We start from the raw sequence: 25615 nt of genomic DNA on the forward strand, positions 1-25615 counted from the left end.
GCGCTCGTCACATGTTGTGGTCGTGCGGATCCTTGCGGACGTCGCCGACATAGAGAATGACCGTCTCCTTGCCGAGGTTCTTCCACCAGTGCGAGGTGCCGTGGATTTCAGGGCGGAGGTCGCCGGCCTTGTGCACGATCGGATCGATGCAGTTGGAGGCGTGTTCGACGATCTCGCCCTGCTGCACGAAGATCAGGGCAGGGCGGTCGTCATGGCTGTGCCAGGGCACGATGCCGCCGGGCGCGATCGTCAGCTTGCGGAAGCGCAACTCGCGGCCTTCGATATGCGCCGGTTGCTTGCCGAGGTCGATGGCACCGAGCGTGACGTCGGTGACGCCGACGGGCTTGTAGTCGACCATCTGTTGCGCGTTCGGCTTGACCTTGTCGGCCGGACACTCGCCGGCGGACGCCGGTTGCGCCGAAACCATGAGGGCTCCGGCAAGCACGATGCCGGAACAGATCACGCGCGATGCGATGGGATGCTTGAACACGGGGAGGTCTCCTTTGTTGGCCGTGACCCCGCTGGTCGCCGGCGATGGCATCAGCTTCGTCGAAGCAGCCCTTGTGCTGAAATGCCCTCTTGCTCTCGATGCGATAGCCCCGCGCTATCGCGGCGCGATAGGCCGCAGCTATCGAACTGATTGGGTATCGGTATTGCCCCTCGACGAAGATTCGCGCTCGGATGGTGGATGCCCCCTTGCGGGAAGGGGCGAACGCAAAAATAATGCGAACTCCTGCTGCCGGAGCGGAAGATGACCTCACTCTCACCAGCGGATGCCGAACGGCTCAAGCTCGCCTTCCAGCGCTGCCGCGACATGGATGGTACGCTGAACGAACAGCTCCGCGCCTACGCCGATGCCAGCCGCGAGGTCTTTCCGGCCTATGGCGAGGCTGTCGATCGCTTGGTAGCGCGACTGGGCGAGAACGGCGGCGGCGCGACGGCGCCGCTCCCGGGCGATGCGATGCCGCCATTCATGCTGCCGGACGAAAGCGGACATCTCGTCACGCTGCCTGCGCTGCTGGAGAGCGGCCCGGTCGCCGTGATGTTCTTCCGCGGCCATTGGTGTCCTTATTGCCGGCTCAATGTCCGCGCGGTGGTCCAGGCGCTGGATCGCATCGAGGCCATGGGTGCGCGGATCGTCGCAGTCATGCCGGAGACGCAGGAATTCACCGGGCAGCTCAAGGCGGAAGCGGGTGCGCCATTTCCGATCCTGACCGATCTCGACAACGGCTATGCGCTGTCGCTGGATCTCGCGATCTGGCTCGGCACCGAGATCCAGGGCCTGTTGTCCTATCAGGACATGAATAAATTCCACGGCAATGACGGCTGGATGCTGCCGATTCCGGCCGTGTTCGTGGTCGGTCGCGACGGGATCGTGAAAGCCCGCTTCGTCGATCCCGATTTTCGCAAGCGCATGGAGATCGATGATCTCCTCGCGGCGCTGGAGAGCGCGAGTCGGGAGAACTGAGCCTGAAGGTTTGATGGCGCGGCATGTTCTTCCCCCCCCCTCCCACAGGGGGAGGAAGGAAGAAGAGCAGCGATCGTTCTACCAGCTACCCCGCGATCGCCCGCCAGTCCGCACCACGCAGCATCCGCATCACGGCATTGGCCACCGCCGTACGTTGCCGGCCGGCGACGCCGTAGAGACTGACCGTGCGGCGCGCGTCCAGCCCGGTGACTGCGGTGCGTTTCAGGCTCTCCGGCACAGGCGAGGTGCGCGGCATCATGGCGATGCCGATATCGGCTTCCACGAGCTCGATCAGGTCGTGCTCGCTTGAAATCTCGTGGCCCTGTTCGACGTCAATGCCGTGCTCTCGCAGGCTCGCGGAGATGCGCCGCGAATGCTCGCAGAAGGTTCGGCTGAGAAATTGTTCCGCGTGCAGATCGTCCAGCTCGATTGTGTCGCGCTCCGCGAGCCGATGCTCCTTGCTCACGACGAGCTCGAAAGCCTCGGTGAACAGCGGCCAGACGTCGAGCCGATCCCAGGATTCATCGATCTCGGCGGCGATGCCGAGCTCGGCTTCACCTTTCTTCAGGAGATCGGCGACCTCGCGGCTCGTTCCGCGCAGGAAGCGCAATTCGAGCCGGTTGAACTGCCGCTTGATCTCGCTGAGATGGGGAATGAGCAGGGCCAGATCGATCGAATGCGCCAGTGCGATGCGCAGTGCGCCGATCTCGCCGCCCTTGAACGAGGAGGCGAGCGAGCGCGCGCCGGCAGCGGCGTCATAGCACTGCTTCAGCAGCGGGTGCATACGCTGGCCGAGTTCGGTCAATTGAGACGCCGGCCGCTCGCGACGGAACAGGTCGCCGCCGAGCTCGGCCTCGAGCTGCTTGATCGCGCGTGTCAGCGACGGTTGCGTCACGTTGCATTCCTCGGCGGCGCGCGTGAAGTTCAACAGCTGCGCCACCGCGAGGAAATAGCGGACCTGGTGCATTTCCATGGATCGGCTCCGAGCAAGACCGGCCGCAAATCTAGCCGATCGGGCCGGGGAAAGACATCCCGCCCGCGATAGCGCGCGCGTATGGTTTCGGAAGCCAGCCGGTATTTCCGTTCGAGCCGGCGGTCCTCCAGAGTTCTGCGGAAGCCCGGACTTGCCATCGCTTTGGGCCATCGTCTTGGGCGATCGCCAACGGAGGATCTTGCCATGAACATCCCGGTGAAACTGCAGACGTCCGACCTCGCACGTGCTCTGGCCGGCAAGGTGGCGCTTGTCACGGGTTCGACCAGCGGCATCGGACTTGGCATCGCCAGAGCGCTGGCCGCAGCCGGTGCCGATATCGTGTTGAACGGCCTCGGTGTCGCGGCCGAGATCGGCCGGACGCGCGAGCAGATCGCCGCCGAATTCGGTGTCAGGGCGAGCTATTCGTCGGCGGACATGACGAGGCCGAGGTCGATTGCCGAGATGATGGCGGCCACGATCGCCGAGTCCGGCCGGCTCGATATCCTGGTCAACAACGCCGGCATTCAGCATATCGCGCCGCTCGACCAATTTCCGGTCGAGAAATGGGACCAGATCCTCGCAATCAACCTGTCATCGGCGTTCCACACCACGCGGCTCGCACTACCCGCGATGCGCGAGAACGGCTTTGGCCGGATCATCAACATCGCCTCGGCGCATGGCCTGGTCGGCTCGCCGTTCAAGGCGGCCTACGTCACGGCCAAGCACGGCATCGTCGGCCTGACGAAGGTCACGGCGCTGGAGACCGCCGAGCAAGGCATCACCTGCAACGCGATCTGTCCCGGCTACGTCTACACGCCGCTGGTCGAGGCGCAGATCGACGGGCAGGCCAGGGCGCACGGCATCTCGCACGATCAGGTCATCCGCGACGTCTTGCTCGCCCAGCAGCCGAACAAGCGTTTTGCCACGGTCGAGGAGCTCGGCGCGCTCTCTGTATTCCTGTCGACCGATGCGGCCGGCTCGATCACGGGAATCGCACTGCCGGTCGACGGCGGCTGGACGGCGCATTAGCATGAGCCGCGGTAGCCTGGGCAGGCGTAACAAGACGCAGCGGCCAGCGAATATTCGATCGGTGCAGGCTCACCAGGAGCGAGACATGAACGGCACGCAGGACAATACGCAACACAAGGGTAAGGACTTGCCGGGCCAGGTCGTGCTCGTGCTTCAGGGCGGTGGTGCGCTCGGATCCTACCAGGCCGGGGTGTATCAGGCGCTGCACGAGTCGGGGATCGAGCCGGACTGGGTCATCGGCACCTCGATCGGCGCCATCAATGCGAGCCTGATTGCGGGCAACGAGCCCGGACAGCGACTTGCACGCCTGAGGGAGTTCTGGAAGCGGATGGAGCAGAACCCGGTGTGGAATTTCCGCACCGCGTTTCCCGATTTCAACGAGAAACTTTCTTATTGGTCGACCGTCACCAATGGCATTCCCGGCTTCTTCCGGCCCAATGCTCTGGCGCACGCCGGCGATTCCTATCCGCTCGGCCCCGACAATGCCGGCTTCTATTCGACCGCGCCGCTCGAGAAGACACTGCTCGACCTTGTCGATTTCAGCCTGGTCAATCGTTGCGCGCCGCGGCTGACGGTTGGCGCGGCCCATGTCCGCACCAGCCAGATGCGCTATTTCGACAGCCGCGATGGTGAGCTGACGGTCAAGCACGTGATGGCCTCGGGCGCGCTGCCGCCGGCATTTCCTGCGGTGCGGATCGATGGCGATCTCTATTGGGACGGCGGCATCCTGTCGAACACGCCGACGGAGGCCGTGTTCGACGACAACCCGCGCAAGGACGCGCTGATCTTCTCCGTGCATCTGTGGAATCCCGTCGGCGCCGAGCCGACCACGATGGCGGAGGTGCTGAATCGGCACAAGGACGTGCAATATTCCAGCCGCATCGCAAGCCAGATCGTCCGCCAGCAGCAGGCTCATCGCCTGCGCCACGTCATCAACCAGTTGGCCGCGCGTCTGCCTGAGAGCGAGCGCAACGATCCGGCGGTTCGTGAACTGGCGAGCTATGGTTGCCCGACACGCATGCACGTCGTGCGCCTGCTCGCGCCGCAGCTCGACCGCGAGAACCACACCAAGGACATCGATTTCAGCCCGTCGGGCATCATGCGGCGGTGGGATGCGGGCTATGCTCACACGAGGTCTGTGCTCGAGCGAAAGCCGTGGGTCGGCGAATTCGACCCGCTCGCCGGTGTGGTGCTGCACGAGCATATGGACGTGCTGCCTATTGCGGCGGAGTGAGGGCGTTGTCCGTCATTGTTCTGCGTCGTGACGATTTCACGAGGACGCAGTCCGGGTTATTGTGGCCGCGTCTTCATCGCGAGGCTTGCAATTGGTCGTTGAGAGCGATCTGGAATTAGCCCTCGATATCGTCCGCGCCAACGCGGCGGGACCGGTTGCCGGCGTGTTCGGTCCGACCTCGGTAACCTGGCAAATCGACCGGGAGGCCGTGATCTTTCTCGGCGCCGGCCGTGCGCTGCTGCTTCAACTCGCGCACCCCTGGGTCGCTGCCGCCATCGCCGAGCATTCGAAAACCTTTGCCGATCCGATCGGCCGTTTCCATCGCACCTTCGACATCGTCTTTGCCATGGTGTTCGGCTCGCTCGACCGTGCCTTGCTGTCGTCCCAGCAGCTGCACCGTCGCCATGCCATGATCGTCGGGCAAATGCCCGAGACGGTCGGTCCGTTCGCAGCGGGATCGCGCTATTGTGCCAACGACATCCCGTCGCTGCGCTGGGTCCATGCCACGCTGGTCGAGACCGCGCTGATGGCGCATGACCTGGTGCTGCCGCAGCTTTCGGCGGGAGAACGCGAGCGCTACTGGGCCGAGAGCCGGACTTTTGGTGCGTTGTTCGGATTGACGGCGGATGATCTGCCGGCGGACTGGGCCGGCTTTGCCGCCTACACCGCGGCGATGGTGCAGTCGGATACGCTCACCGTCAGCCCGGCGGCGCGCGAGATAGCGACGCAAATCTTCAGCGGCGCGCGCCCGTGGCTGCGGCCGCCACGGTGGTATCGCGCGCTCACGGCGAGCCTGCTGCCGGAGCGCTTGCGCGCGGGCTTTGGTTTTGAGCTTTGCGAGCGCGATATCAGGTCCGCCGACAACGCGCTGAAATGGATCAGGCGCGTCTATCCGAGATTGCCCGATCGGCTGCGCTATGTCGGTCCCTATCAGGACGCGCAGGCGCGGCTGCGGGGAGAGCCGCAGCCCGACTGGATGACCCGCTGCCTCAACCGTGCCTGGATCGGGCGGCCGCGGATGGACCAGCGCCGGAAGGGGTGAACGGAGAATGTGGAAACGTCTCGGTCTCACGCCGACGCCAGCTTCCGGTACAGCGCGTTGTAGCTGCCGGCCGAGATGCTCCAGGAGAACGACCGTCCCATCGCGCTGCGGCGCATGGTGTCGAGCTGGTCCTGCGCCATGAAAGCCGAGAAGGCGCGGCGAACGCCGCCGAGGAAAGACTCGTGCGAGGGTTTCGAGAACAGGAATCCGGTCTCGCCGTCGGTGATGGTCTCGGCGAGGCCGCCGGTCTGGTGACCGATCGGCAGCGAGCCGAAGCGCTGGGCGTACATCTGGCTGAGCCCGCACGGCTCGAAGCGCGACGGCATCAATGTGAAGTCGCTGCCGGCGAAGATGCGGCGCGCCTGCGCGTCGTTGAAGCCGATCACGACCCCGATGGAGTCGGGACGGCGGCGATGCGCGTCGATCAGGGCCTGCTCGAGCGCGGGTTCGCCGGAGCCGGTGACCACGATCTGCCCCCCGGCATCGACGATCTCGTCGGCCGCCGCCAGCACGAGGTCGATGCCTTTCTGATGCACGAGGCGGGCGACGATGCCGAACATCGGGCCGCGCGATACCGCGAGCCCGAACTGCTTGCGCACATAGTCCGCATTGGCCTTCTTGCCGACCCAGTCGCCGGCGCCGAACTGCTGGGCGAGCTGGGCGCAGGAGCGCGGGTCCCAGCTCTCGTCGATGCCATTCAGGATGCCGGTGAGCTCCGAAGCGTCGGAGCGGACGCGAAGCAGGCCTTCGAGGCCGCAGCCGAATTCATCCGTGGTGATTTCCCGCGCGTAGGTGCCGCTCACGGTGGTGAGGTGCGAGGCGTAAACCAGCCCGGCCTTGAGGAAGGAGAGCTGATCGTAGAACTCGACGCCGTCGATGTGGAAGGAGCTCTCCGGTGCGCCGATCCGCCGCAACGAGTCCTTCGGGAACAGGCCCTGATAGGCGAGGTTGTGAATGGTCAGGATCGACGGCAGCTTGGCGCCGCGCCAGGCGAGGTAAGCCGGCACGAGCGAGGCCTGCCAGTCATTGGCATGGACCAGGTCTGCTGCCCAATTCTTGTCCAGCTTGCCCATGGCAAGCTCAGCGGCTGCCGAGGCGAAACGAGCGAAGCGGATGTCGTTGTCCGGCCAGTCGCGCCCGGACTCGTCGCCATAGGGATTGCCGGGCCGGTCATAGAGTTGCGAGCACAACAGCACATAGACCGGCAGGCCGTCCTTGGTCGCGGCCCGGCCGAGCGAGCAGGCCGGCATCTCCGCCAACGCCGGACAACGGCCAACGATCTGAAGATGCGTGAGTTGCTCGATGATGTCGCGGTAGCCGGGCAGCATGACCCGGATATCGGCGAAGGGGCGGAGGGCTCGGGGAAGAGCCGCGGAAACGGCTCCAAGTCCGCCGACGCGGACGAAGTCGTCCATCTCTGTCGTAACGAACAAGACCCTCAAGAACTGCTGCCCTCATCCGATCCCGTTTGCTGCTATGCAAGAACGGGTCCAGTTGCCCCTGGAATTCTCAAGCCCGCCCGCCTGACGCGTCCGTTCGGTAAAGACTTTCCTACTCAGCCGCCGCCCTCTAGGGTCGGCGCACCAACAATAGAGAACTTCGATAGTTCCTAAGCGACCGAGGACCGGCAAGGACGTAAGCAGGCATGCCACTAGCAGATAAGCATGAGGGGACGACGACAAAGGCCTTCGCGGGCCTCAGGGTTCTGGATTTTTCGACCACCATCGCCGGCCCCCATTGTGCCCGGATGCTCGCCGACATGGGCGCCGAGGTCATCAAGATCGAGACCGACGGCGGCGAGACGATGCGGACCCGGCCGCCGCTGCGCAAGGGCTGCAGCACCGTGTTCGGCCAGCTCAATGTCGGCAAGAAGAGCGTCGTGCTCGATCTCAAATCCGAAGACGGCAGGGAGGCGGTGCGCCGGCTGGCCGCGACCGCCGACATCCTGGTCGAGAACTTTCGCCCCGGCGTGATGCGCCGCCTGCGGCTCGACTACGACGATCTGCGGCCGGTCAATCCGAAGCTGATCTACTGCTCGATCTCCGGCTACGGCCAGAGCGGTCCCTCGGCCGAGCTGCCGGCCTACGCGCCGGTGATCCATGCGGCCTCCGGCTACGACATGGCGCATCTGGCCTACCAGCCCGGCCGCAGCCGTCCGGACTATTGCGGCATCTACCATGCCGACGTCGTCACCGGCACCTACGGTTTTGGCGCGATCGCGTCGGCGCTCTATCAGCGCACGGTCACGGGCCTCGGCCAGCACATCGACGTCTCCATGCTGGAATCGATGCTGACGCTGACAGTGATCGAGTTGCAGAGCTCGCAGTTCACCGTGAAGCCGCCGCCGCGGCCGATGTTCGGGCCGACCGAGACGGCCAATGGCTACGTCATGATCACGGTCGCGAGCGAGAAGACGTTTCAGGGATTGATGGGCGTGATCGGCCGCCCCGAATGGATCTCCGACCCGCGCTTCTCCGTCTACGCCGCGCGGCGCGAGAACTGGGCCGATTTGATGGACGGTGTGGAAGCCTGGTCGCGCCAACTCACGACCGACGCATGCCTCGTCGCGCTTGGCGCGGCCGGCGTGCCGGCCTCGGCCTATCGAACCGTGTCCGAGGCGCTGGCCGATCCGCAACTCGCGCATCGCCGCGCTCTCTCGTCCGTGGAGGACGCAGGCGGCTCGTTCCAGGTCCTCAATCTGCCGTTCCGGATGTCGGGCGCCGACACCGCGCCGGCCAGAACGATGGCCGTGCTCGGCGAGCACACGGACGCATTGCGCGAGGAAATCGGCCTCGGCGACGATGTCCCAATTCCGTCAGGCAAAACGGCCGTGCAGGGCTGAAGCGGGGCTGAAGAGGGGCCCGCTGCGGCGGGCAATGCGGCCTTGCGCGCCGGCGCCTTGCCACAATCGGCCGCCGTCAACTAGACAGAGGCAAGTTTGTCTCGCCCCGCCGGCCATGGCATGGTGGCGCGGCAACAAGAAGCATGCGGGAGGACGCCGATGAAGAGTTTCAAGGTCGCCGATTTCAAGGCGCCGCTGCAGGAGTTCGACGAGGCCACGCCGCAGCCGTCGGGCACGCAGGTGCTGATCAAGGTGAAGGCCGCCGGCGTCTGCCACAGCGACCTCCACATCTGGGAAGGCGGCTACGATCTCGGCCATGGCCGCAAGCCGCTGTCGCTGAAGGACCGCGGCATCAACCTGCCGCTGACCATGGGTCACGAGACCGTCGGTGAGATCCTGGCGTTCGGCCCCGACGTGAAGCCGACCGACCAGGGCGATCTCAAGCTCGGCGATGTCGGTCTCGTCTATCCCTGGATCGGCTGCGGCAAATGCGCGACGTGCCTCGCCGGTGACGAGAACATGTGCCTGACGCCGCGCTCGCTCGGCGTCTATTGCGACGGCGGCTATGCCGACCACATGCTGGTGCCGCATCCGCGCTACCTGCTCAATCTCAGGGGACTCGACCCGGCGTCGGCCGCACCCTATGCCTGCTCGGGCGTCACCACCTACAGCGCGCTGAAGAAGGTCGAGCAGTATTTCGACACGCCGATCGTGATGTTTGGCGCCGGCGGCCTCGGCCTGATGGCGCTGTCGCTGCTGAAAGCGATGGGCGGCAAGGGCGCGATCATGGTCGACATTGACGCCAGGAAGCGCGAGGCGGCGGAGAAGGCCGGCGCGCTCGCAACCGTGGATCCCAAGGCGCCGGATGCGCTGGAGCAACTCGCCAAAAAAGCGGGCGGCCCGATCCGCGCAGTGATCGACCTCGTCGGCAATGCCGCGACGACACAGCTCGGCTTCGATTGCCTCACCAAGGGCGGCAAGCTCGTCATCGTCGGCCTGTTCGGCGGCGGCGCGACTTGGGCGCTGCCGCTGATCCCGATCAAGGCGGTGACGATCCAGGGCAGCTATGTCGGCAATTTGCGCGAGACGCAGGAATTGCTCGACCTCGTGCGCGCCAAGAATATACCGCCGATTCCGGTGACGCGGCAGCCGCTCGCCAAGGCCAACGATGCACTGGTGCAGTTGCAGCAGGGCGCGGTGGTCGGGCGCACGGTGCTGACGCCGTAGCCAATGCTCTTTCCGCCGTCATTGCCAGGAGCGAAGCGACGAAGCAATCCAGGGTGTCTCAGCGGACGCATTTCTGGATTGCTTCGTCGCAAGAGCTCCTCGCAATGACGTGCTCCTCTTCGCGCAGGAACTCCCATGTCAGCAAACAACGCCTTCCACATTGCCGTGCTCGCTGGTGACGGCATCGGTCCCGAAGTCATGGCGCCGGCCATTGAAGTGCTGCGCAAGATCGAAGCCAAGTCGGGCCTCAGCTTTCGCTTCACCGAGGCGCCGGCCGGCGCCAACAATTATCTCGCGACCGGCAAGTCGATGCCGGATACGACGATCAAGCTGTGCGAGGAGGCGGACGCGATCCTGCTCGGGGCCTGCGGCCTGCCGTCGGTGCGCTACCCCGACAATACCGAGATCGCGCCGCAGATCGAGCTGCGTTTCATCTTCGATCTCTATGCCGGTGTACGTCCGGCGCGGCTCATTCCGGGTGTGCCGAGCCCGATCGTCGGCGCCGACACGCGCGGCATCGATCTCGTCGTGATCCGCGAGTCCACCGAAGGCCTGTTCGCCTCGATGGGCAAGGGCGTCGTCACCCATGAGGAGGCGCGCGAGACCATGGTGATCACGCGCAAAACCTCCGAGCGCCTGTTCGAGTTCTCGTTTCGCCTCGCCGAGCGTCGCAAGGCGCGCGGCAAGCCGGGGATGCTGACCTGCGTCGACAAGGCCAACGTGTTCAAGGCGTTTGCGTTCTTCCGCAGCATCTTCGACGAAATCGAGAAGCGTCATCCCGAGGTGAAGACCGACCGGCTCTATGTCGATGCCTGCTCGGCGATGCTGGTCAAGCGGCCCTGGGATTTCGACGTGATGGTGATGGAGAACATGTTCGGCGACATCGTCTCCGACATCACCGCGAGCCTGATCGGCGGCCTCGGCATGGCGCCGTCAGCCGACATCGGCGACAAATACGCCGTGTTCCAGCCGTGCCACGGCACCGCGCCTGATATCATGGGGCAGGGCAAGGCCAATCCCACCGGTATGATCCTGTCGGCGGCGATGATGCTGGACTGGCTCGCCGACAAGCACGGTGTCGAGAGCGCGGCGGAAGCCGGCGAGACGATCGAGCGTGCGGTGGATCAGGTTTATGCCGGCGGCATCAAGCCGATGGAGTTCGGCGGCAGCAACGGCACGGCTGATATTACGAAAGCTGTGCTCGCCGCGCTGTAGCCAATACATTTAGAGAAAAGGGGCCCAGTGGGCCCCTTCGTCATTCACCAGCGGCGCCAGTGGCGGTGGCCGCCCCAGCCCCACGGACGCGGACCGTAACCGTAGAAGCGTCGCGGGCCACCGTAATAGCCATAGGCGCGGTAATAGTTCGGACGCCACCAGCAGCGGCCCCAGGCATTGCAGACCATGCGCACCTGATCGACATTCGCGGCCGGACCGCTTGCGACGCGATCGGCCTGCGGGATGCCGTTCGGCATCGCTGCGATCGCTTGTCCCGACGCCAGCGCAGCGCTGCCGAGCGCAGCCAGACCGAGAACGGCAAACTTGATTTTCATCGCAATCTCCCTCGTTGGTGGCGGAAGAACTTGCGGGAGATCAGTTGGTTGCTACCGCAGCGAAGCGGCCGGGGAATTTAATCTTCCTGAATGAAAATTCAGCTTCGCGCGTTCGACGTCATTTGCCCTGGAACTGCGGCGTGCGCTTCTCCATGAAGGCCTGCCGGCCCTCGCGGAAATCCGCACTGTCCATGCAGGCCGTGCCGATCGCCTTGATCGCGTCCATGTCGCGCCCGCTCTCGTCCTTCAGCACCTGCGCGATGGTGATCCTGGCGGCCTTGATTGCGAGCGGGGCGTTCTGCGCGATCGTCTCGGCTACTCCCATGACCTCGCCCCAGAGCAGATCCTCCGGAAACACACGCTCGACGAGGCCAATACGCAACGCCTCCGCCGCATCGATCCGCATGCCCGTGTACATCAGAAAGCGCGCCCAGGACGGGCCGACCAGCGACACCAGGTGCCGCAAGCCGTCATAGCCATAGGCAATGCCGAGTTTTGCCGCGGGAATGCCGAACTGGCTGCCGTGGGAGGCGATGCGGATGTCGGCGAGCATCGCGACCTGCATGCCGCCGCCGAGACAAAAACCCTGGATGCAGGCAATGGTCGGCTTGGGGTAGTCGGCGAACAGCGCGCGCTGGGTGGCGCTGCGTTTGGCATATTCTTCGGACGCGGCGGCGTTGTGCCTGACCTTCTCGAACTGGCTGATGTCGGCGCCCGAGACGAAGGCCTTGCCGCCGGCGCCGCGCAGGATCACGACTCGCACGGCGTCGTCGTCGCGCAAGGCCGTCAGCGCCTCGCCAAATCCCTCCCACATCTCCAGCGACATCGCGTTGCGCTTGTCGGGATTGTTGAAGGTGACCACGCCGACGCCGCCGGCCGTGTGCTGGAGGATCTTGCCGTCGGCGTAGGATATTTCGGTCGTGCTGGACATGTCGGGCATCGCGCTCGCTTTTCGTTGGCGAGGCGCGATGTTCGGCCGGGGGGACGCCAGGGTCAACCGCGGCGAGGGAGGCGGCTTTGCATCCGCCTGTGCCGCGATTGCATGGCCGCTAGCGCGTCATATGCGCGGTCAGCGAGTGGCTGCCGGCATTGCTGAAGAATGCCAGTCGACCGAATGCGGGTCGATCGGGTTGTCGTGGGCGTCGAGCACCTCCATGTGCATGCGCGACAGGTAGGTCGGATCCTTGCGCATGTGCGCGGAGATCTCGGTCTTGGCGATCGAGGAGGGCACCGTCCAGGTCGGATTGAGGACCACGCTGGTGATCTGGGCCGTCAGTGTCGGCGAGGGCTTTCAGTCTTGCCGACGATCACGCGATAGCACCGCACCACCACGTCGTTCTCGACCGCCTCGGCGAAGGCCGCGGGGACGTTGACCACCACATAGCGTCGGACGCGCGGTCTCTGGATTGGGTCGCGACAAGGCCGGAATGGGTTCGCGAAAACCGCGGGCGACGGCGGGAAAAATCGTCAACAAAAAGGGGCGGCATACGCCCCGGGAAAGACCGCGCGCAAGCGCGCGGGTCCGGATGAGTCCAATCATGTACTCGTCCAATCCGGCCGCGTCCCCGTGACGCGGCGGATTGAACAATCGGCCGAACAGGCGCGAACGCCGATCGGCTCAGGCCTCGTTCGCTGCGATCGATTCCATCAGCGAGACCAGCTGCCGCTGCACCGTCTGGTCCTTGATCTTGCTGTAGGCGCGCAGCAGGCGGAGGCTGAAGGCCGAGTCCAGGAAGAGCAGGCTCTCGACTTCGCGCGCCTTGTTGTCGCCGTCATAGAAGAAGGTCACGGGCACGTCGAGGGAGGTGGCGATCTGCTGAAGCCGAGCCGCGCCGACGCGATTGACGCCCTTCTCGTATTTCTGGACCTGCTGGAAGCTCACGCCGAGCTTCTCGCCGAGCTCGGCCTGCGAGATCTTCATCTCGACGCGCCGCAGACGGATGCGTTTGCCCAGCTCAATGTCGGGCTTGCCGGCACTGCGCTGCTTCATTCTCTTCGCCGCTGTTTTCATTCGTTTTCTCATCGTTCTTCGGTTGAAAATCCCCCGAAGAGCTGGGTCAGGGGTTCGCCCATATACGAGTCCTTGAATTCATGCGGGTGCACGAATTCTTCCTTAAACCACGGGAATCGCGCCGGACTGAAGGCTTCGATCAGCCAGTCAATCATGTGCCGCACTCTCGGAATCCGGCCGCTACCGGGATGGTAGGACAACCAGATATCCAGCGGTCTGTTCAGCTCGACCTCCAGTGGAATCAACTTCCCGCCAAGCGCAATGGCGTAGCTCGGGAATACGCCGATTCCGGCGCCATTCGCGACCGCCCAGTAGTTGGCGCTTGAGACGTTGGTCTTCATGACCAGAAGGTCACGCTCCGGAACGCCGGGGAAGAAGCTCTCGAAAGTTTCCTTGGCGGCGAGCTGGTCGGCGAATTGCAGCACCAGGCGGTGCTTGATCAACTCCATCGCCGTGCGCGGCGCGCCATGTTTCGCAATGTATTTCTCGGAGGCCCAGAACATCAGATGCATGCGGCCGAGCCGCACCAGCTTGACGTCGAGCGCCGAAGGCCGCGCCAAATGGATGGCGACATCGGCCTCGTGGCGGGAGACGTCGGCCGAGCGCATCGCGCAATGCAGATCGACCAGGATTTTCGGATAGGCCTGCTGGAATTCGACCAGCCGCGGGGCGAGCCAGAACGTACCAAGTCCCTCGGTCACGGCGACACGGACCTCGCCAGACAGGGCATTCGCAGTCGAATCGCTGGTGCGCAGCACGTCGAATGCAGCTGCCTCCATCTGCTCGACGGCGGACACCACCAGCGCGCCTTCATCGGTCAGATGGGTGCCGTGCACGTCGCGGGTGAACAGGGTGGTGCCCGTCTGGCGTTCGAAATCATCGATCCGGCGGCGGACGGCATTGATCGACAGCGACAGGCGTTCGGCCGCCGAGCGGAAACTTCCGCATCGGACGACTTCCAGGAAAATGCGGGCCGCATCCCAATCGGAGAGGCCGCTGATGTTTGTTTTTGGGCGTTCCTCCAGTGGAACGCCCCTTTCCGCCAAGGAGTGCATACAAGTCCCTTCGGGTCGCTAAACTGGCAGAATCTTGCGGAAACCACAACCACGGCGGGTTGGGGAATGACGAGTTTTGAACGTCATCCTTACTGTGCCTCAAGTGGTATTCGAGTGCTGCCAAGGGCTGGGAATCGGGCAAGCTATCGTCCGTATGAGGGGTGTGGGCGTGAGTTCCGTTATGAGCCGTAACATGGCTGCGGGATCGTCGGCGCTGTCCGCGATGGACCTCCTTGCGCGAGCACCGGTGTTGCTCTCCGGGATGGATCATTCTCAGCAACCCGGGCGTTCTTTTCCTGGCCGTGTCGATAACAGTGGACGGCGCAACGGGGCGGCGTTCGCCGGAACCGCGTTTTCCACGCGGAAACACATTGAAATCATGTTCAGGGGCGCAATGGCCTCGTGCTATTCTCGATCCCCCAAGGGGGCCAAAGAGGTCGTCACAACCACGTCTCACAGGCCGAATTAACGGAAAGAACGCCGGTGTCGCATTCAGACCAACAATTGCAGTCGGTGCTGGAAACGCTCGTGGAGTGCCGCAGGGTTCTCAATGAGAGCAACAGCCGTGAGTCGGCCGAGCTGCTGTCCATTGTCATCCTCGACGTCAGGATGAAACTCAAAGGAATTGACGGTGCCGATCTCAAGGCATTGTGCGACGAAATGCTGCGGAGCGCCGGAAGCGAACCGCAGCCCCCTTCCAAGCAGACGCAGGACCAGCCCCGGCGTCCGCTGCTCCGCGTGGTGAAGTAGCCGCGCCGCCGAGTCTCGCTTTTTGGCGAGATTTGTGCGCGTCCCGATGCCGCATCTGTGATTGCGGACGGCATCGGGAGGAGCCCCGGTTTTGTGCGCCTCTGTTGCGCATTTTCCGGCATCGGCTACACCTGAGCCGGTTCGGCCCCGGGCCGCGCGCATTCCCCGCGCCGCACCGGGGCCTGAGATGGCTCCGACTGCATCATGCAAAATGTCTCGATCCCGGCGGCGCTGATTGCCGGCCTCGTCAGCTTCCTCTCCCCTTGCGTCCTGCCGCTGGTCCCGCCCTATCTGATCTATCTGACGGGCGCCACGATCGAGCACGTCGAGAGCGACGAGCCGGCATCGGCCTCCAAGCGCGCGATCATGATGTCGGCGCTGCTGTTCGTGCTCGGCTTCTCCACCGTGTTCGTGGCGCTCGGGGCCAGTGCCTCGCTGATCGGCGGGCTGATCCGCGCCTGGTCGGCCGAGCTCTCGATCCTCGCCGGCATCGTCATCATCGTCATGGGCCTGCACTTCCTGGGCTTGACGCGCATCGGGTTCCTGATGCGCGAAGGCCGGCTGCCGATCCCGAAGCCCGTCGGGCTGTGGGGCGCCTATATCATGGGGCTCGCCTTCGCCTTCGGCTGGACGCCCTGCATCGGCCCGATCCTTGCGGCAATCCTCTCGGTCGCCGCGGCTGAAGCGACGGTGACGAAGGGCGCGGGCCTGCTCGCGGTCTATTCGGCCGGCCTCGGCATTCCCTTCCTGATCGCAGCCTTGATGATCGAGCAGTTCTCGAAACTGTTCGCGCGCATGAAGGGCCATCTCGTCAATGTCGAACGCGCCATGGGCGTCCTGATGGTCATCACCGGCATCGGCTTCCTCACCGGCGCCGTCTCGAATGTCAGCATCTGGCTGCTCGAGACGTTTCCGGCGTTGCAGACGATCGGCTAAAGCGCGATGAGATTGGGGCGATCGTCATCGCGCTTTACGATATTGTTTGAGCATGATCTTTTCGGAAAACCGCTTCGCACTTTTCCGGATCATGCTCTAGGCACTCACCGCGAACCGCGCCAGCGCTTCGCGATCGACCTCGATGCCGAGACCCGGACCGTCCGGCACGCGCACGACGCCCTTCGCGTGCTCGATCGGCTCCTTCAGAATCGCCTGCCGGATCGGATGGTCGGTGCGGTCGAATTCGAGCATCGGCTCGAGCGGTGCCAGCGAGGTCGGCGTGTGCGACGGCAGCACGGCGAGAAGCTGGAGCGAGGCCGCGATCGCAATCCCGGTGCCCCAGACATGTGGATTGTAGCGGATGCCGAACGCCTCGCTCATGTCGGCGATCTTCTTGCATTCGGAGAGGCCGCCGGCTGCGCAGGTGTCGGGCTGGGCGATGTCGAGCGCATGGGAGGCAAACAGGTCGCGGAAGCCGAAGCGCGTGAACTCGCATTCGCCGCCGGCAATGGGAATGGAGAGCGCGGATTTCACCGCGCGATAGCCTGCGACGTCCTCCGGCGGTACCGGCTCCTCGAACCATCCGATATCATAGCGCTCGATCAGTCGGCCGAGCCGGATCGCAGCGATCGCGTCATAGGCGTGGTTCGCATCGACCATCAGCGCGACATCGGGGCCGATCGCCTCGCGCACCGCGCGCGTCACCGCGGCATCGTCCGCGATGCCGAAGCCGACTTTCAGTTTCACGGCGCGGAATCCTTCCGCGGCATAACCCGCCGCCTCCTCCGGCAGATATTTCAGTGGATCGCCCGACTTGCGCCGGTAGAGACCGGTCGCATAAGCCGCAACCTCCTTGCGCGCGGCGCCGCCGAGAAGCTGGTGCGCGGGCACGCCAAAATGCTTGCCCTTGATGTCCCATAACGCGATGTCGATGCCGCTCAGGCCCTGGATCACGACGCCCTTCTGGCCGTGATCGCGCAAACGCGCGTAGACCATCTGCCACAAGACGTCGGTGCGCAGCGGATCCTCACCGGTCAGCCATGGTTCGATGCTGCGGACCACTGCCGCCGTCATGCGTGCCGGGCCGTAACATTCGCCCCAGCCGACGAGACCGTCATCGGTCTCGACCTCGACCAGCATCGCGGTGCGCGTGTCGTACCAGGCGCGCGAATAGGCGAAGGGCTGCGAGAGCTTTGCTTCGAGGATGTGCGTGCGAACGCTCGTGATCTTCATTGCCATTCCCCGTTCACCGCGCCTCGTCCAGCGTGCAGATCACCGTGCAGACCACGCCGCGCGGCAGGAAGTCGACGGTCGCCTCGCCGCCGAGCTGGTCGCGCGCGCTGCGCTCGATCAGGCGCGAGCCGAAGCCGCGCTGCACCGGCGCCGTCACCGGCGGGCCGCCGATCTCGGTCCAGATCAGGCGCAGCCGCGGCTTCGGCGCATCGGCGATGACCTCCCATTCCAGCGTGACACGGCCGGTCTCGTTGGAGAGTGCGCCGTATTTTGCGGCGTTGGTGGCGATCTCGTGCACGATCATCGACAGCACCACGGCGAGCCGCGGCGACAGCGGCGCGGCGGGGCCGTCCATCCGGATGCGTTCGGGATTGTTCAGCAGGAACGGTTGAAGCGCGCGGGCAATCACGTCCTTCAGCTCGGAGCCTGCCCATTTTTCCTGGCTCAGCAGGTTATGCGCCTCGGCGAGGGCGCCGAGCCGGCCCTCGAATTTCGCCCGCTCGTCGCGGCTGGCGCTGCGGAAGGTCTGCACGGCGATCGCCTGCATCAAGGCGAGCGTGTTCTTGACGCGATGGTTGAGCTCGTCGATCAACAGATCGTGCAGCATCTCGCCGCGCGCGATCGTGGTCGCCATCCTGACCGCGAAGGTCAGGCCGGTCAGCAGCAGGATGCCGCCGATCAGGCTGGTGATCGCGATGTTGCGCCAGAGCGGGGCAATCAGCGAGCTCTCGGCGACGCCGGCGGCCACCGTCCAGCCCGTCAGCTGCGAACGGGTGTAGGCGGAGGCGAGCGGAATGCCGTCGAGCGACACGGTCGAAAGCGATGCCTCGTTGCTCCGGAACATCGCCGCGTAGAGCGAGGGGGAAGCCCGCTTGCCGAATGTCTCGCTCGGATTGGGAGTGCGCGCGAACACGATGCCCTTGGTATCGAGCAGCGATACGGTCCAGAGCTGGTCGGGCAGCTGCTTTTCCACCAGATGCTGAAAGATGCCGACCGGCGGGCTGAAGCAGAGGTCGTAGATCACCTCGCCATCGCGGAGCACCGGGACCTCGACCGTGAGCACCTGTCGCCCGTTGATCGCGCCGGTGAACAGGTCGGAATATTGCGGCGACCTGGTCGCAAATACCTTCTCGATGATCTCGATATGATCGCGCGGCGGCAGGCTTGCGGTGTCCTCCGTCGCGGAGGAGAACAGCAGCCGGCCCTTGCGATCGGAGATCAGCACGAGGCCGCCCTTGCCGTACTGGTCGACGAAACCGAGCGCGATGCGGCGGAAGTTCTCGAAGTCGTCGTTGCGCAGCGAATTCGTCAGCGCAAGGACTTGCAAGCCGCCGGTCATCCGCTGCACCTCGGAGTCCAGCACGAGGCGCATGCTGCGCACGTTCTCCAGCACGCGGCGGGTCGCGTCGTTCCGGTCCTGCTTGTAATTGTAGACGGCAATGCCGACCGCGAAGACGATCAGCGGCAACATCGTTCCCGTGACCAGAAGGGCGAGCCGGACCGGCAGGGTGAGCTTTGACAAACGCGGGCGTCCCGGTTCCGGCGCAGGAGAGCGCCGGATTTATGATTTTGGGAGACCATAGGGGCGGGATATGCGCTGCGCCATGATTTTCGCATCTGGGCGAGCCGCCCAGCGGCGGGATATTGCAGCGCAGTTCGGGCGCCTGCGCCTCAGCTCAGCTCATGCTGAGTGCGGTCAGTAGGAGACACATGGCGTAAACGGCCGCCAGGCTGAGCCCGGCGATCCGGGCCTCTCGATGCAATCTCATGCGGTCAACTCCGGAGAAGGCGGCCGCCTTGGAGGTGACCGCCCTCGCGCCTTGATCAATCGATTTCCTGAACGACCGTGCGCGAGCCGGGGTCGACGAGCATCACGCGTTCGCCGGAGTAGACATAGCGATACCTCGTGAGGGACGGACCCCAGTCTGCCGGAACGGCCTCGAGTTCGACATCGCTCGGCACTGTCGCGCCGACGATGATCTTTTGCTTCGTCGTCACCGGACGGAGATGGTGCTCGGTGACATAGGATTTGATCCTGGTCCGGTATTGCGGCTCGATCTGAACCGCTGCCGCGTGACCGGTTCCGGTCGTGGTCACCACGGTGGATTGCGCGAAAGCGCCGGTCGACATCAGGACGACAGCGGCGGATAGCAGGAACAGCTTCTTCATATTCTTCTCCTCATACGGATCAGGCGCCGCATCAACATCTCACCGTGCGCGACGTTCCTGCCCACAGGAACAAATTGCCGATTTTTCCCGTTGGTGAATCGACCGGGCCGGAAAGCCCGGCAACTGGAGGAGGAGAGTATGAAGCTGAAAGTAGCGACCGCAGCGCTGATGCTCGCTGCATTGTCCCTGCCGGCGTTCGCGGCCGACGAGTTCTACGTCGTCCAGGACGTCAAGACGAAGAAGTGCACCATCGTCGACAAGAAGCCGACGGACACGACCACGACCGTCGTCAGCCCCTCGGGCACGATCTACAAGTCGCGCATCGAGGCTGAGAGCGGCATGAAGACCGTCAAGGTCTGCACGTCAAACTGAGGAGGATGACAAATGCCGGTTCTGATTCTGTGGGCCGTGCCGGCCGTGCTGGTGATCGGCGGCGGCATCTATCTGATCGGCCACCTGCACTAAGCCGCAGTGGAAGGCGAGCGGGTCTGTGCGTGCAACGCACAGACCCGCAAGTCTTTCGTATCCCAAGTCGTCCGCCTCTTGCTGAATGGGAGGGCCCCCGTAGCCTGCCGCGCGCCGGCGGGAGCGCGAGTTGCAGTGCAACAGCCCGCGCAGGAGCGGCCCCTGCGACGAAGAGTACCTCCCGCGCGCGCGAAATGACTTCCGTCCCGCCGATGTTTTCCCTACGCTTCCCTTTCGCAAGCCGCATACCGGCTGCGCTCACGGCCCGGCTACAGGGCCGGAGCATCAAAGGGAGGGCAGAGGATGAAGCGAAGATCATTTCTCGCTGGGCTCGGCGCGACCACTGCGACGGCCGTGGTCGGCATGCCGTCGATCGCCAGGGCACAGGCGCCGATCACGCTGAACGGTGCGGTCCAGTTCAACGACGACCACGCCTTCAACCGGGCACTGATCCGGTTCGAAGAGCTGGTCAAGAAGTACTACGGCAAGCCGGTCAACTTCACGCTGCACAAGAACTCCTCGCTCGGCCTCGAGAAGCAGTATTTCGAGTACATGTCGCAGGGCAAGGCGGTCGACTACGGCATCGTCTCGCCGGCCCACATGTCGACCTTCGCCAAGGCGGCCCCGTTCATCGATGCGCCCTTCGTGTTCAAGGGCATCGAGCACATGAACAAGGTCGTCGAAGCCAATATCCTGGCGCCGATCGCCGACGAAGTCGCGGCGAAAGCCGAGGTCGTTCTGATCGGGTATGCCGGTGGTGGCATCCGCAACATCTTCGCCAACAAGCCGCTCAAGAATCTCGCCGATCTCAAGGGCCTCAAGGTTCGCGTGCAGGGCGCGCCGATCTGGTCGAAGACCTTTGCGGCGGTCGGCATGAGCCCGACGGTGATCGCCTATAACGAAATCTACAACGCGATCCAGAACGGCGTGATATCGGCCGGCGAAAACGAGGCGGCAGGCGTCGAGGCGATGAAGTTCTACGAAGTGGCCCCGCATCTCAACCTGACACAGCACGCGGTGTCGATCCGGCCGATCTGCTTCTCGGTGAAGACGCTGAAGACCTTGCCGAAGGATTTGCAGGACGCGATCATGAAGGCCGGCAAGGAGGCCGGCGACTACGGCCGTCAGCTCGAATCGAGCGAAGAGGTCGTCAAGCTCGACACGCTCGAGAAGGCCGGCAAGCTCAAGCGCGTTCCGTTCGAGGAGCGGGACGCCATGAAGAAGCTCGCCGACCCCGTGATGGCCGCCTACGCCAAGGAAATCGGTGCGGAAGGCATTTTCGAGAAGATCAACGTCGCCTGAGGTCGTTGCGTCCGTCGACAACAATCCGGGCAGGCCCCGCTTCCTGCCCGGACGCAGCGGACGAACTGCCGCACGGAGCCCAAATGTCTGAAATGCCCGTCCCGTCCGCACCGTCGCTGTGGCGTCGCGTAACGGCGGCCTATGCGAGATTGCTGGAATTCCTGCTGGCCGCCTGCGTCGGCGTCCTCGTCATTCCGGTCACGCTGCAGATCATCTCACGCTACACGCCGTTCATTCCATCCTACATCTGGACTGAGGAAATGGCGCGGTTCCTGTTCATCTGGACGATCATGATCGGCGCGATGGTCGGTGTGCGGGAAGCGCAGCATTTCGAGGTCGACGTGTGGCCTGACCTGTCGCGGCGTGCGGAGGCCGCGGTGCGGATCCTCGCGCGGCTCGGTGTGCTGGCCCTGGCGCTGGTGTTCGTCTCCGCCGGCATCGAGTTCACGCGCTTTGCCTGGAACAGAACTTCGGAACTGGCCGATCTGCCGCTTTGGCTGATCCACGTCGCCTGGCCGGTGACCGGCGCGACGTGGATCGCGTTTGCCGGCGAACAGATCGTCGATGAAATGCGCATTCTGGCTGGGGCGGAGCGATGAGCGGCAATGTGCTTTCCGCCGGACAGGCCGCGATGGTGCTGTTCGGGGTCTTCGTCGGCCTGCTCATCGTGCGTGTGCCGGTCGCCTTCGCGCTCGGCCTTGCCTGCGTGCCGATCCTGCTGATCGAGCCGCATCTGTCGCTGATGACGCTCGCGCAGGAAACCTTCAACGCCTACAATTCATTCATCCTGCTGGCGGTGCCGTTCTTCCTGCTGACGGCGAACCTGATGAGCATCGGCGGCATCACCGACCGGCTGGTGGCGTTGTCGCGCTCGATGGTCGGGCACTGGCCGGGGTCACTGGCGCAGATCAACGTCGTGTTGTCGGTGTTCTTTGCCGGCATCTCCGGCTCCTCCACCGCGGATGCGGCGAGCCAGTCGAAAATCTTCATCGACGCCCAGACCAGGGAGGGCTACGACCTTTCGTTCTCCATCGCCATCACTGCGGTTTCTGCGGTGCTTGCAGTCATCATTCCGCCGTCGATCCTGATGATCGTGTGGGGCGGGCTGATCTCGACCTCGATTGCGGCGATGTATCTGGCGGGCATCGTGCCGGGCCTGCTGATCGCGGGCGCGCAGATGGCGACGGTGCACATCTATGCGGTGCGCCGTGGCTACCCGACCTATCCGAAGACCACCTGGGTCGAGATGCGATGCGCCATCTGGCAGTCGATACCGGCGCTGATGACGCCGTTCATCATCGTTGGCGGCATTCTGCTCGGGTGGTTCACGGCGACCGAGTCCGCCTGCGTCGCGGTGCTCTATTCCGTGGTGCTCTCGGCCTTCTTCTATCGCGAGACGGGTCCACGCGAACTGTACAAGGCCTTGCTAGACACCGGGCGTCTGGCCGGTGTCGCGCTGTTTTGCGTGGGCACGGCCAGCGCGTTCGGCTGGCTGCTCGCCTACTACAAGATTCCGCAGGAGCTTCTGGCCAATGTCTCGACATGGGGGATGGGCACCGTCACGGCCGGCTTCTTCATCGCCTTCTGCTTTCTGGTGGTGGGCTGCTTCCTCGACGCCATCCCTGCGATCATCATCGTCGGCACCGTGCTGGAGCCGCTCGCCAGGTCCGTAGAGCTCCATCCGGTCCAGTTCGCGATCATCTCCATCGTATCGCTGGCCTTCGGACTGGTGACGCCACCCTATGGCTTATGTCTGATGATCGCCTGTTCGATCGCCGGCGTGCGGCTGCGTTACGCACTGAAGGACACGGTGATCATGCTGATTCCGATGCTGCTCGTGCTGGCGGCAGTCATCATCTGGCCAGGCGTGTCGCTGTTCTTGCCGCGTCTGATCGTGCCGGAGATGCTCAAATGAGGGCGCGATCCCGCGGCCGTCGGCCGCGAGATCGATTCAATTGGTTACAGATTGCTCTCGGTGATCGCGGCGTAGACCATGCTGCGCAGCTCGCGCCGGAGCGGATAGGCGCTCGACGGCAGCACCTGCGTCATGAAGATCGCGATCAGCTCCTCGGCCGGGTCGATCCAGAACGACGTCGTGGCCGCGCCGCCCCAATTGTATTCACCGGGGCTGCCGGCGATCAGCGTCTCCGCCGGGCGCATGGTCACGGCGAAGCCGAGGCCGAAGCCGATGCCGTTATAGGTCGCTTCGGAGAACAGCGAGCGCGATACCTCGGGGAGGAAGCGGCCGCCCGGAATGTGGTTGGTCGTCATCAGCGCCAGCGTCTTCGGCCCGATCAGCCTGACGCCGCCGAGTTCGCCGCCATTGAGCAATGCGCGGCAGAAGGTGAGATAGTCGGCGACCGTCGAGCACAGGCCGCCGCCGCCCGAGATGAAGGAGGGCGGGGAGAGGAACGAGCTCTTGGTGGGATCGTCCTGGAGCGTCAGGCCCTCGCGGCGCTGGCCGGCATGGAAGGTCATGCCACCGCCCGGATCGGCCGAGTAGCAGGCGGCGAAGCGATGGGCTTTCGAGGCCGGCACGTGGAAGTCGGTGTCGGTCATGCCGAGCGGATCGAGGATCCGTGTCTTGAGGAACTGCTCGAAGGGAATACCGGAGATCTTGCCGATGAGGTAGCCGAGCACGTCGGTCGCCACCGAGTAGTTCCAGGCTTCGCCCGGCGAGAACTCCAGCGGGATCTTTGCGAGGCTCTCGATCATGGTCTGGAGGGTGCCTGCCTTCTCGACCTCGCCGATCTTTTCAGTGCGATAGGCGGCATCGACGTTGGAGCGCTGCTGGAAGCCGTAGGTGAGGCCGGAGGTGTGGCGCAGCAGGTCGACGATCAGCATCGGCCGCGCCGGCGGCCGGGTCAGGAAGGCCGGCGCGGTGCCGGCGACGAAAACGCCGAGATCCTTCCATTCCGGAATGTATTTGGCGACGGGCTCGTCGATCGCGACCAGCCCTTGCTCGACCAGCATCATGAAGGCGACGCTAGTGAGCGGCTTGGTCATGGAATAGATGCGGTAGATGGTGTCGTCCTTGACCGGCAGCTTGCGCTCGACGTCGGCAAGGCCCTGCACCGAACTGTGGGCGATCTTGCCGCGGCGATAGACCAGCAGATGGGTGCCCGGGAAGCGGCCGGCATCGATGTAGCGGCTCTTCAGATGCGCATCGACGCGGTCGAGCGCGGCCTTGGACATGCCCACGGATTCGGGCGAGGCGGGGGTAGGGGCGAGCATCGGTTCCTCCGGGCAGTTTTGTCCGACGTTGATAGCCGAAATGGCGGTCTCATTCCAAGCCGGTCGCGCTTAACGCCGGCCGGCCGGTTGGTGTAGGCTCCAGCCTGGAACGCCTCCAAGCAGCCCCAAAGATCCCCAATGGGGCCAACGAGAAAACGCAGGCAAACGCACCATGACCCAGTTCAACGAGACCGAACTCACCGCAGCAGTGGTCGAAAGCTTCGACAAGACGCCGAACCCGCGCGCAAAATTCCTGCTCCAGGAATTGGTGAAGTCGCTGCACGATTACGTGAGCAAGACCGGTCTCACCTTCGAGGAATGGGAATACGCCATCGATTTCCTGACCCGCACCGGCCAGAAATGCACCGACACCCGCCAGGAGTTCATCCTCTTGTCCGACGTGCTCGGCGTCTCCATGCTGGTCGACGCGGTCAACCACCGTGAGCGCGAGGGCGCCACGCAGACGACGGTGCTCGGCCCGTTCTATGTGGGCGAGCACAAGGTGACGGCCCACGGCACCGACATCTCGCCGAACAACCAGACCGGCGAACGGATGTTCGTGCAGAGCCGCGTCACCGATCTCAAGGGCAAGCCGCTCGCAAATGTCCCCGTCGACGTCTGGCACGCCGACGATGACGGCTTCTACGATTCACAGAAGCCGAACTATGACGCGGTCGGCGCCTCCGCGCGGGCGCGCTTCATCACCGACGGCGACGGCCGTTTCTTTTTCCGCACCATCCTGCCGTGCAGTTACCCGATCCCGACCGACGGTCCGGTCGGCGAGATGATCGTGCAGACCAACCGCCACCCGATGCGCCCGGCGCATGTGCATTTCCTGGTCAATGCCAAGGGCTACGAGCCGCTGATCACCCACGTCTTCATGGACGGCGACAAATATCTGGACTCCGATGTGGTGTTCGGCGTCAAGGACGATCTCGTCGCCAAGGTCGAGCCGCGCAACGATCCGGCGATGCCCGACGGCACCAAGGCGAACGGGCGGTGGCACCTGATGAGCTACGAATTCCATCTCAAGCCGGGCGGCGGCATGGCGCCGAAGCCGCTGGGGGTGAGAAGCGAGGAGCCGGCCTGACGATC

At 64.4% G+C, this 25615-nt stretch carries 26 protein-coding genes; 14 read left to right on the forward strand and 12 right to left on the reverse strand.

All coding sequences use genetic code 11. The annotated features are described in order from the left end of the window. Nucleotides 1–7: 7 nt before the first annotated feature. Complete coding sequence (locus tag OC450_RS07110) at nt 8–427, reverse strand: cupin domain-containing protein (RefSeq protein ID WP_410050505.1); 420 nt, start codon at nt 425–427, stop codon at nt 8–10. Between the two features lie 324 nt (nt 428–751). Between OC450_RS07110 and OC450_RS07115 the strand changes: the two genes are divergently transcribed. Then, nucleotides 752–1468 carry a peroxiredoxin-like family protein gene (locus OC450_RS07115; RefSeq protein WP_256806471.1) on the forward strand — a complete coding sequence of 239 codons (717 nt, stop codon included), beginning with the start codon at nt 752–754 and terminating at the stop codon, nt 1466–1468. 85 nt (nt 1469–1553) lie between these two features. Here the strand turns inward: OC450_RS07115 and OC450_RS07120 are convergent, their stop codons facing one another. Continuing rightward, nucleotides 1554–2441: a LysR family transcriptional regulator gene (locus OC450_RS07120; protein WP_262047527.1), complete on the reverse strand. Its 888-nt coding sequence runs from the start codon at nt 2439–2441 to the stop codon at nt 1554–1556. Between the two features lie 204 nt (nt 2442–2645). Between OC450_RS07120 and OC450_RS07125 the strand changes: the two genes are divergently transcribed. The 3 genes from OC450_RS07125 (at nt 2646) to OC450_RS07135 (ending at nt 5746) form a co-directional block, all read left to right on the forward strand. Beyond that, complete coding sequence (locus tag OC450_RS07125; protein WP_211382649.1) at nt 2646–3470, forward strand: 3-hydroxybutyrate dehydrogenase; 825 nt, start codon at nt 2646–2648, stop codon at nt 3468–3470. Between the two features lie 85 nt (nt 3471–3555). Then, complete coding sequence (locus OC450_RS07130) at nt 3556–4704, forward strand: patatin-like phospholipase family protein (RefSeq protein WP_262047528.1); 1149 nt, start codon at nt 3556–3558, stop codon at nt 4702–4704. Nucleotides 4705–4795: 91 nt separating this feature from the next. Next, nucleotides 4796–5746 (forward strand): oxygenase MpaB family protein, encoded by a 951-nt coding sequence (locus tag OC450_RS07135; protein WP_262047529.1) that lies wholly within the window; start codon nt 4796–4798, stop codon nt 5744–5746. Nucleotides 5747–5772: 26 nt separating this feature from the next. Here OC450_RS07135 and glgA read toward each other — a convergent pair whose 3' ends face one another. Further along, nucleotides 5773–7188: a glycogen synthase GlgA gene (glgA, locus tag OC450_RS07140; protein WP_262047530.1), complete on the reverse strand. Its 1416-nt coding sequence runs from the start codon at nt 7186–7188 to the stop codon at nt 5773–5775. Nucleotides 7189–7391: 203 nt separating this feature from the next. On the opposite strand from glgA, the gene OC450_RS07145 reads away from it, so the two are divergent. The 3 genes from OC450_RS07145 to OC450_RS07155 all read left to right on the forward strand — a co-directional run bounded on the left by OC450_RS07145 (nt 7392) and on the right by OC450_RS07155 (nt 11030). Next, entirely contained in the window at nt 7392–8588 is a 1197-nt protein-coding gene (locus OC450_RS07145; protein ID WP_262047531.1) for a CaiB/BaiF CoA transferase family protein, read from the forward strand. 159 nt (nt 8589–8747) lie between these two features. Next, nucleotides 8748–9815 (forward strand): alcohol dehydrogenase, encoded by a 1068-nt coding sequence (locus OC450_RS07150; RefSeq protein WP_256806467.1) that lies wholly within the window; start codon nt 8748–8750, stop codon nt 9813–9815. Nucleotides 9816–9950: 135 nt separating this feature from the next. Then, complete coding sequence (locus OC450_RS07155) at nt 9951–11030, forward strand: isocitrate/isopropylmalate dehydrogenase family protein (protein ID WP_211382655.1); 1080 nt, start codon at nt 9951–9953, stop codon at nt 11028–11030. A 44-nt stretch (nt 11031–11074) separates the two neighbouring features. Here the strand turns inward: OC450_RS07155 and OC450_RS07160 are convergent, their stop codons facing one another. The 5 genes from OC450_RS07160 to OC450_RS07180 form a co-directional block, all read right to left on the reverse strand. Beyond that, complete coding sequence (locus OC450_RS07160) at nt 11075–11365, reverse strand: hypothetical protein (protein ID WP_211382656.1); 291 nt, start codon at nt 11363–11365, stop codon at nt 11075–11077. A gap of 118 nt (nt 11366–11483) precedes the next feature. Then, complete coding sequence (locus OC450_RS07165; RefSeq protein WP_211382657.1) at nt 11484–12305, reverse strand: enoyl-CoA hydratase; 822 nt, start codon at nt 12303–12305, stop codon at nt 11484–11486. A 129-nt stretch (nt 12306–12434) separates the two neighbouring features. Beyond that, the gene (locus tag OC450_RS07170) at nt 12435–12620 is read right to left on the reverse strand and encodes a hypothetical protein (RefSeq protein ID WP_256806466.1); all 186 of its coding nucleotides are present in this window, start codon (nt 12618–12620) and stop codon (nt 12435–12437) included. 363 nt (nt 12621–12983) lie between these two features. Further along, nucleotides 12984–13355, reverse strand: coding sequence for a helix-turn-helix domain-containing protein (locus OC450_RS07175; RefSeq protein ID WP_211382658.1), 372 nt, complete (start codon nt 13353–13355; stop codon nt 12984–12986). Nucleotides 13356–13384: 29 nt separating this feature from the next. Further along, a complete protein-coding gene (locus tag OC450_RS07180) occupies nt 13385–14431 on the reverse strand; it encodes a LysR family transcriptional regulator (RefSeq protein WP_211382659.1) in 1047 nt (348 codons plus the stop codon). Nucleotides 14432–14914: 483 nt separating this feature from the next. Here OC450_RS07180 and OC450_RS07185 point away from each other — a divergent pair, with 483 nt between their 5' ends. Both OC450_RS07185 and OC450_RS07190 read left to right on the forward strand, forming a co-directional pair. Beyond that, nucleotides 14915–15181 (forward strand): hypothetical protein, encoded by a 267-nt coding sequence (locus OC450_RS07185; RefSeq protein ID WP_211382660.1) that lies wholly within the window; start codon nt 14915–14917, stop codon nt 15179–15181. Between the two features lie 204 nt (nt 15182–15385). Beyond that, the gene (locus tag OC450_RS07190) at nt 15386–16117 is read left to right on the forward strand and encodes a cytochrome c biogenesis CcdA family protein (protein WP_211382661.1); all 732 of its coding nucleotides are present in this window, start codon (nt 15386–15388) and stop codon (nt 16115–16117) included. A gap of 96 nt (nt 16118–16213) precedes the next feature. On the opposite strand, the gene OC450_RS07195 is transcribed toward OC450_RS07190, so the two are convergent. The 3 genes from OC450_RS07195 to OC450_RS07205 form a co-directional block, all read right to left on the reverse strand. Beyond that, nucleotides 16214–17350 carry a mandelate racemase/muconate lactonizing enzyme family protein gene (locus tag OC450_RS07195; protein WP_262047532.1) on the reverse strand — a complete coding sequence of 379 codons (1137 nt, stop codon included), beginning with the start codon at nt 17348–17350 and terminating at the stop codon, nt 16214–16216. A 13-nt stretch (nt 17351–17363) separates the two neighbouring features. After that, nucleotides 17364–18821, reverse strand: a complete 1458-nt coding sequence (locus OC450_RS07200) for a sensor histidine kinase (RefSeq protein WP_262047575.1) — start codon at nt 18819–18821, stop codon at nt 17364–17366. A gap of 353 nt (nt 18822–19174) precedes the next feature. Further along, a complete protein-coding gene (locus OC450_RS07205; protein ID WP_211382663.1) occupies nt 19175–19519 on the reverse strand; it encodes a DUF1236 domain-containing protein in 345 nt (114 codons plus the stop codon). Between the two features lie 138 nt (nt 19520–19657). Here OC450_RS07205 and OC450_RS07210 point away from each other — a divergent pair, with 138 nt between their 5' ends. The 4 genes from OC450_RS07210 to OC450_RS07225 all read left to right on the forward strand — a co-directional run bounded on the left by OC450_RS07210 (nt 19658) and on the right by OC450_RS07225 (nt 23201). Next, nucleotides 19658–19891, forward strand: a complete 234-nt coding sequence (locus OC450_RS07210) for a hypothetical protein (RefSeq protein WP_211382664.1) — start codon at nt 19658–19660, stop codon at nt 19889–19891. Between the two features lie 396 nt (nt 19892–20287). Continuing rightward, nucleotides 20288–21286, forward strand: a complete 999-nt coding sequence (locus tag OC450_RS07215) for a TRAP transporter substrate-binding protein (protein WP_211382665.1) — start codon at nt 20288–20290, stop codon at nt 21284–21286. 83 nt (nt 21287–21369) lie between these two features. Beyond that, nucleotides 21370–21885 (forward strand): TRAP transporter small permease, encoded by a 516-nt coding sequence (locus tag OC450_RS07220; protein ID WP_262047533.1) that lies wholly within the window; start codon nt 21370–21372, stop codon nt 21883–21885. Then, the gene (locus OC450_RS07225; protein ID WP_211382667.1) at nt 21882–23201 is read left to right on the forward strand and encodes a TRAP transporter large permease; all 1320 of its coding nucleotides are present in this window, start codon (nt 21882–21884) and stop codon (nt 23199–23201) included. The genes OC450_RS07220 and OC450_RS07225 overlap by 4 nt, the downstream gene beginning before the upstream one ends. A gap of 44 nt (nt 23202–23245) precedes the next feature. On the opposite strand, the gene OC450_RS07230 is transcribed toward OC450_RS07225, so the two are convergent. Then, complete coding sequence (locus OC450_RS07230) at nt 23246–24520, reverse strand: serine hydrolase domain-containing protein (RefSeq protein WP_211382668.1); 1275 nt, start codon at nt 24518–24520, stop codon at nt 23246–23248. 172 nt (nt 24521–24692) lie between these two features. Here OC450_RS07230 and OC450_RS07235 point away from each other — a divergent pair, with 172 nt between their 5' ends. Beyond that, entirely contained in the window at nt 24693–25610 is a 918-nt protein-coding gene (locus tag OC450_RS07235) for an intradiol ring-cleavage dioxygenase (protein ID WP_262047534.1), read from the forward strand. Nucleotides 25611–25615: the final 5 nt, after the last annotated feature.

The organism is Bradyrhizobium sp. Bra78 (genome assembly GCF_024519855.1).
Taxonomy (GTDB): Bacteria; Pseudomonadota; Alphaproteobacteria; order Rhizobiales; family Xanthobacteraceae; genus Bradyrhizobium; species Bradyrhizobium japonicum_G.

What these genes read in the sequence shown, in the direction of transcription:
- OC450_RS07180 (WP_211382659.1), bottom strand. Translation starts at nt 14,431, where the DNA reads ATGCACTCCTTGGCGGAAAGGGGCGTTCCACTGGAGGAACGCCCAAAA.
- OC450_RS07220 (WP_262047533.1), top strand. Translation starts at nt 21,370, where the DNA reads ATGTCTGAAATGCCCGTCCCGTCCGCACCGTCGCTGTGGCGTCGCGTA.
- OC450_RS07215 (WP_211382665.1), top strand. Translation starts at nt 20,288, where the DNA reads ATGAAGCGAAGATCATTTCTCGCTGGGCTCGGCGCGACCACTGCGACG.
- OC450_RS07205 (WP_211382663.1), bottom strand. Translation starts at nt 19,519, where the DNA reads ATGAAGAAGCTGTTCCTGCTATCCGCCGCTGTCGTCCTGATGTCGACC.
- OC450_RS07175 (WP_211382658.1), bottom strand. Translation starts at nt 13,355, where the DNA reads ATGAAGCAGCGCAGTGCCGGCAAGCCCGACATTGAGCTGGGCAAACGC.
- OC450_RS07235 (WP_262047534.1), top strand. Translation starts at nt 24,693, where the DNA reads ATGACCCAGTTCAACGAGACCGAACTCACCGCAGCAGTGGTCGAAAGC.
- OC450_RS07230 (WP_211382668.1), bottom strand. Translation starts at nt 24,520, where the DNA reads ATGCTCGCCCCTACCCCCGCCTCGCCCGAATCCGTGGGCATGTCCAAG.
- OC450_RS07155 (WP_211382655.1), top strand. Translation starts at nt 9,951, where the DNA reads ATGTCAGCAAACAACGCCTTCCACATTGCCGTGCTCGCTGGTGACGGC.
- OC450_RS07130 (WP_262047528.1), top strand. Translation starts at nt 3,556, where the DNA reads ATGAACGGCACGCAGGACAATACGCAACACAAGGGTAAGGACTTGCCG.
- OC450_RS07145 (WP_262047531.1), top strand. Translation starts at nt 7,392, where the DNA reads ATGCCACTAGCAGATAAGCATGAGGGGACGACGACAAAGGCCTTCGCG.
- OC450_RS07120 (WP_262047527.1), bottom strand. Translation starts at nt 2,441, where the DNA reads ATGGAAATGCACCAGGTCCGCTATTTCCTCGCGGTGGCGCAGCTGTTG.
- OC450_RS07225 (WP_211382667.1), top strand. Translation starts at nt 21,882, where the DNA reads ATGAGCGGCAATGTGCTTTCCGCCGGACAGGCCGCGATGGTGCTGTTC.
- OC450_RS07160 (WP_211382656.1), bottom strand. Translation starts at nt 11,365, where the DNA reads ATGAAAATCAAGTTTGCCGTTCTCGGTCTGGCTGCGCTCGGCAGCGCT.
- OC450_RS07210 (WP_211382664.1), top strand. Translation starts at nt 19,658, where the DNA reads ATGAAGCTGAAAGTAGCGACCGCAGCGCTGATGCTCGCTGCATTGTCC.
- OC450_RS07200 (WP_262047575.1), bottom strand. Translation starts at nt 18,821, where the DNA reads ATGTTGCCGCTGATCGTCTTCGCGGTCGGCATTGCCGTCTACAATTAC.
- OC450_RS07165 (WP_211382657.1), bottom strand. Translation starts at nt 12,305, where the DNA reads ATGCCCGACATGTCCAGCACGACCGAAATATCCTACGCCGACGGCAAG.
- OC450_RS07195 (WP_262047532.1), bottom strand. Translation starts at nt 17,350, where the DNA reads ATGAAGATCACGAGCGTTCGCACGCACATCCTCGAAGCAAAGCTCTCG.
- OC450_RS07150 (WP_256806467.1), top strand. Translation starts at nt 8,748, where the DNA reads ATGAAGAGTTTCAAGGTCGCCGATTTCAAGGCGCCGCTGCAGGAGTTC.
- OC450_RS07125 (WP_211382649.1), top strand. Translation starts at nt 2,646, where the DNA reads ATGAACATCCCGGTGAAACTGCAGACGTCCGACCTCGCACGTGCTCTG.
- OC450_RS07110 (WP_410050505.1), bottom strand. Translation starts at nt 427, where the DNA reads ATGGTTTCGGCGCAACCGGCGTCCGCCGGCGAGTGTCCGGCCGACAAG.
- OC450_RS07190 (WP_211382661.1), top strand. Translation starts at nt 15,386, where the DNA reads ATGCAAAATGTCTCGATCCCGGCGGCGCTGATTGCCGGCCTCGTCAGC.
- OC450_RS07115 (WP_256806471.1), top strand. Translation starts at nt 752, where the DNA reads ATGACCTCACTCTCACCAGCGGATGCCGAACGGCTCAAGCTCGCCTTC.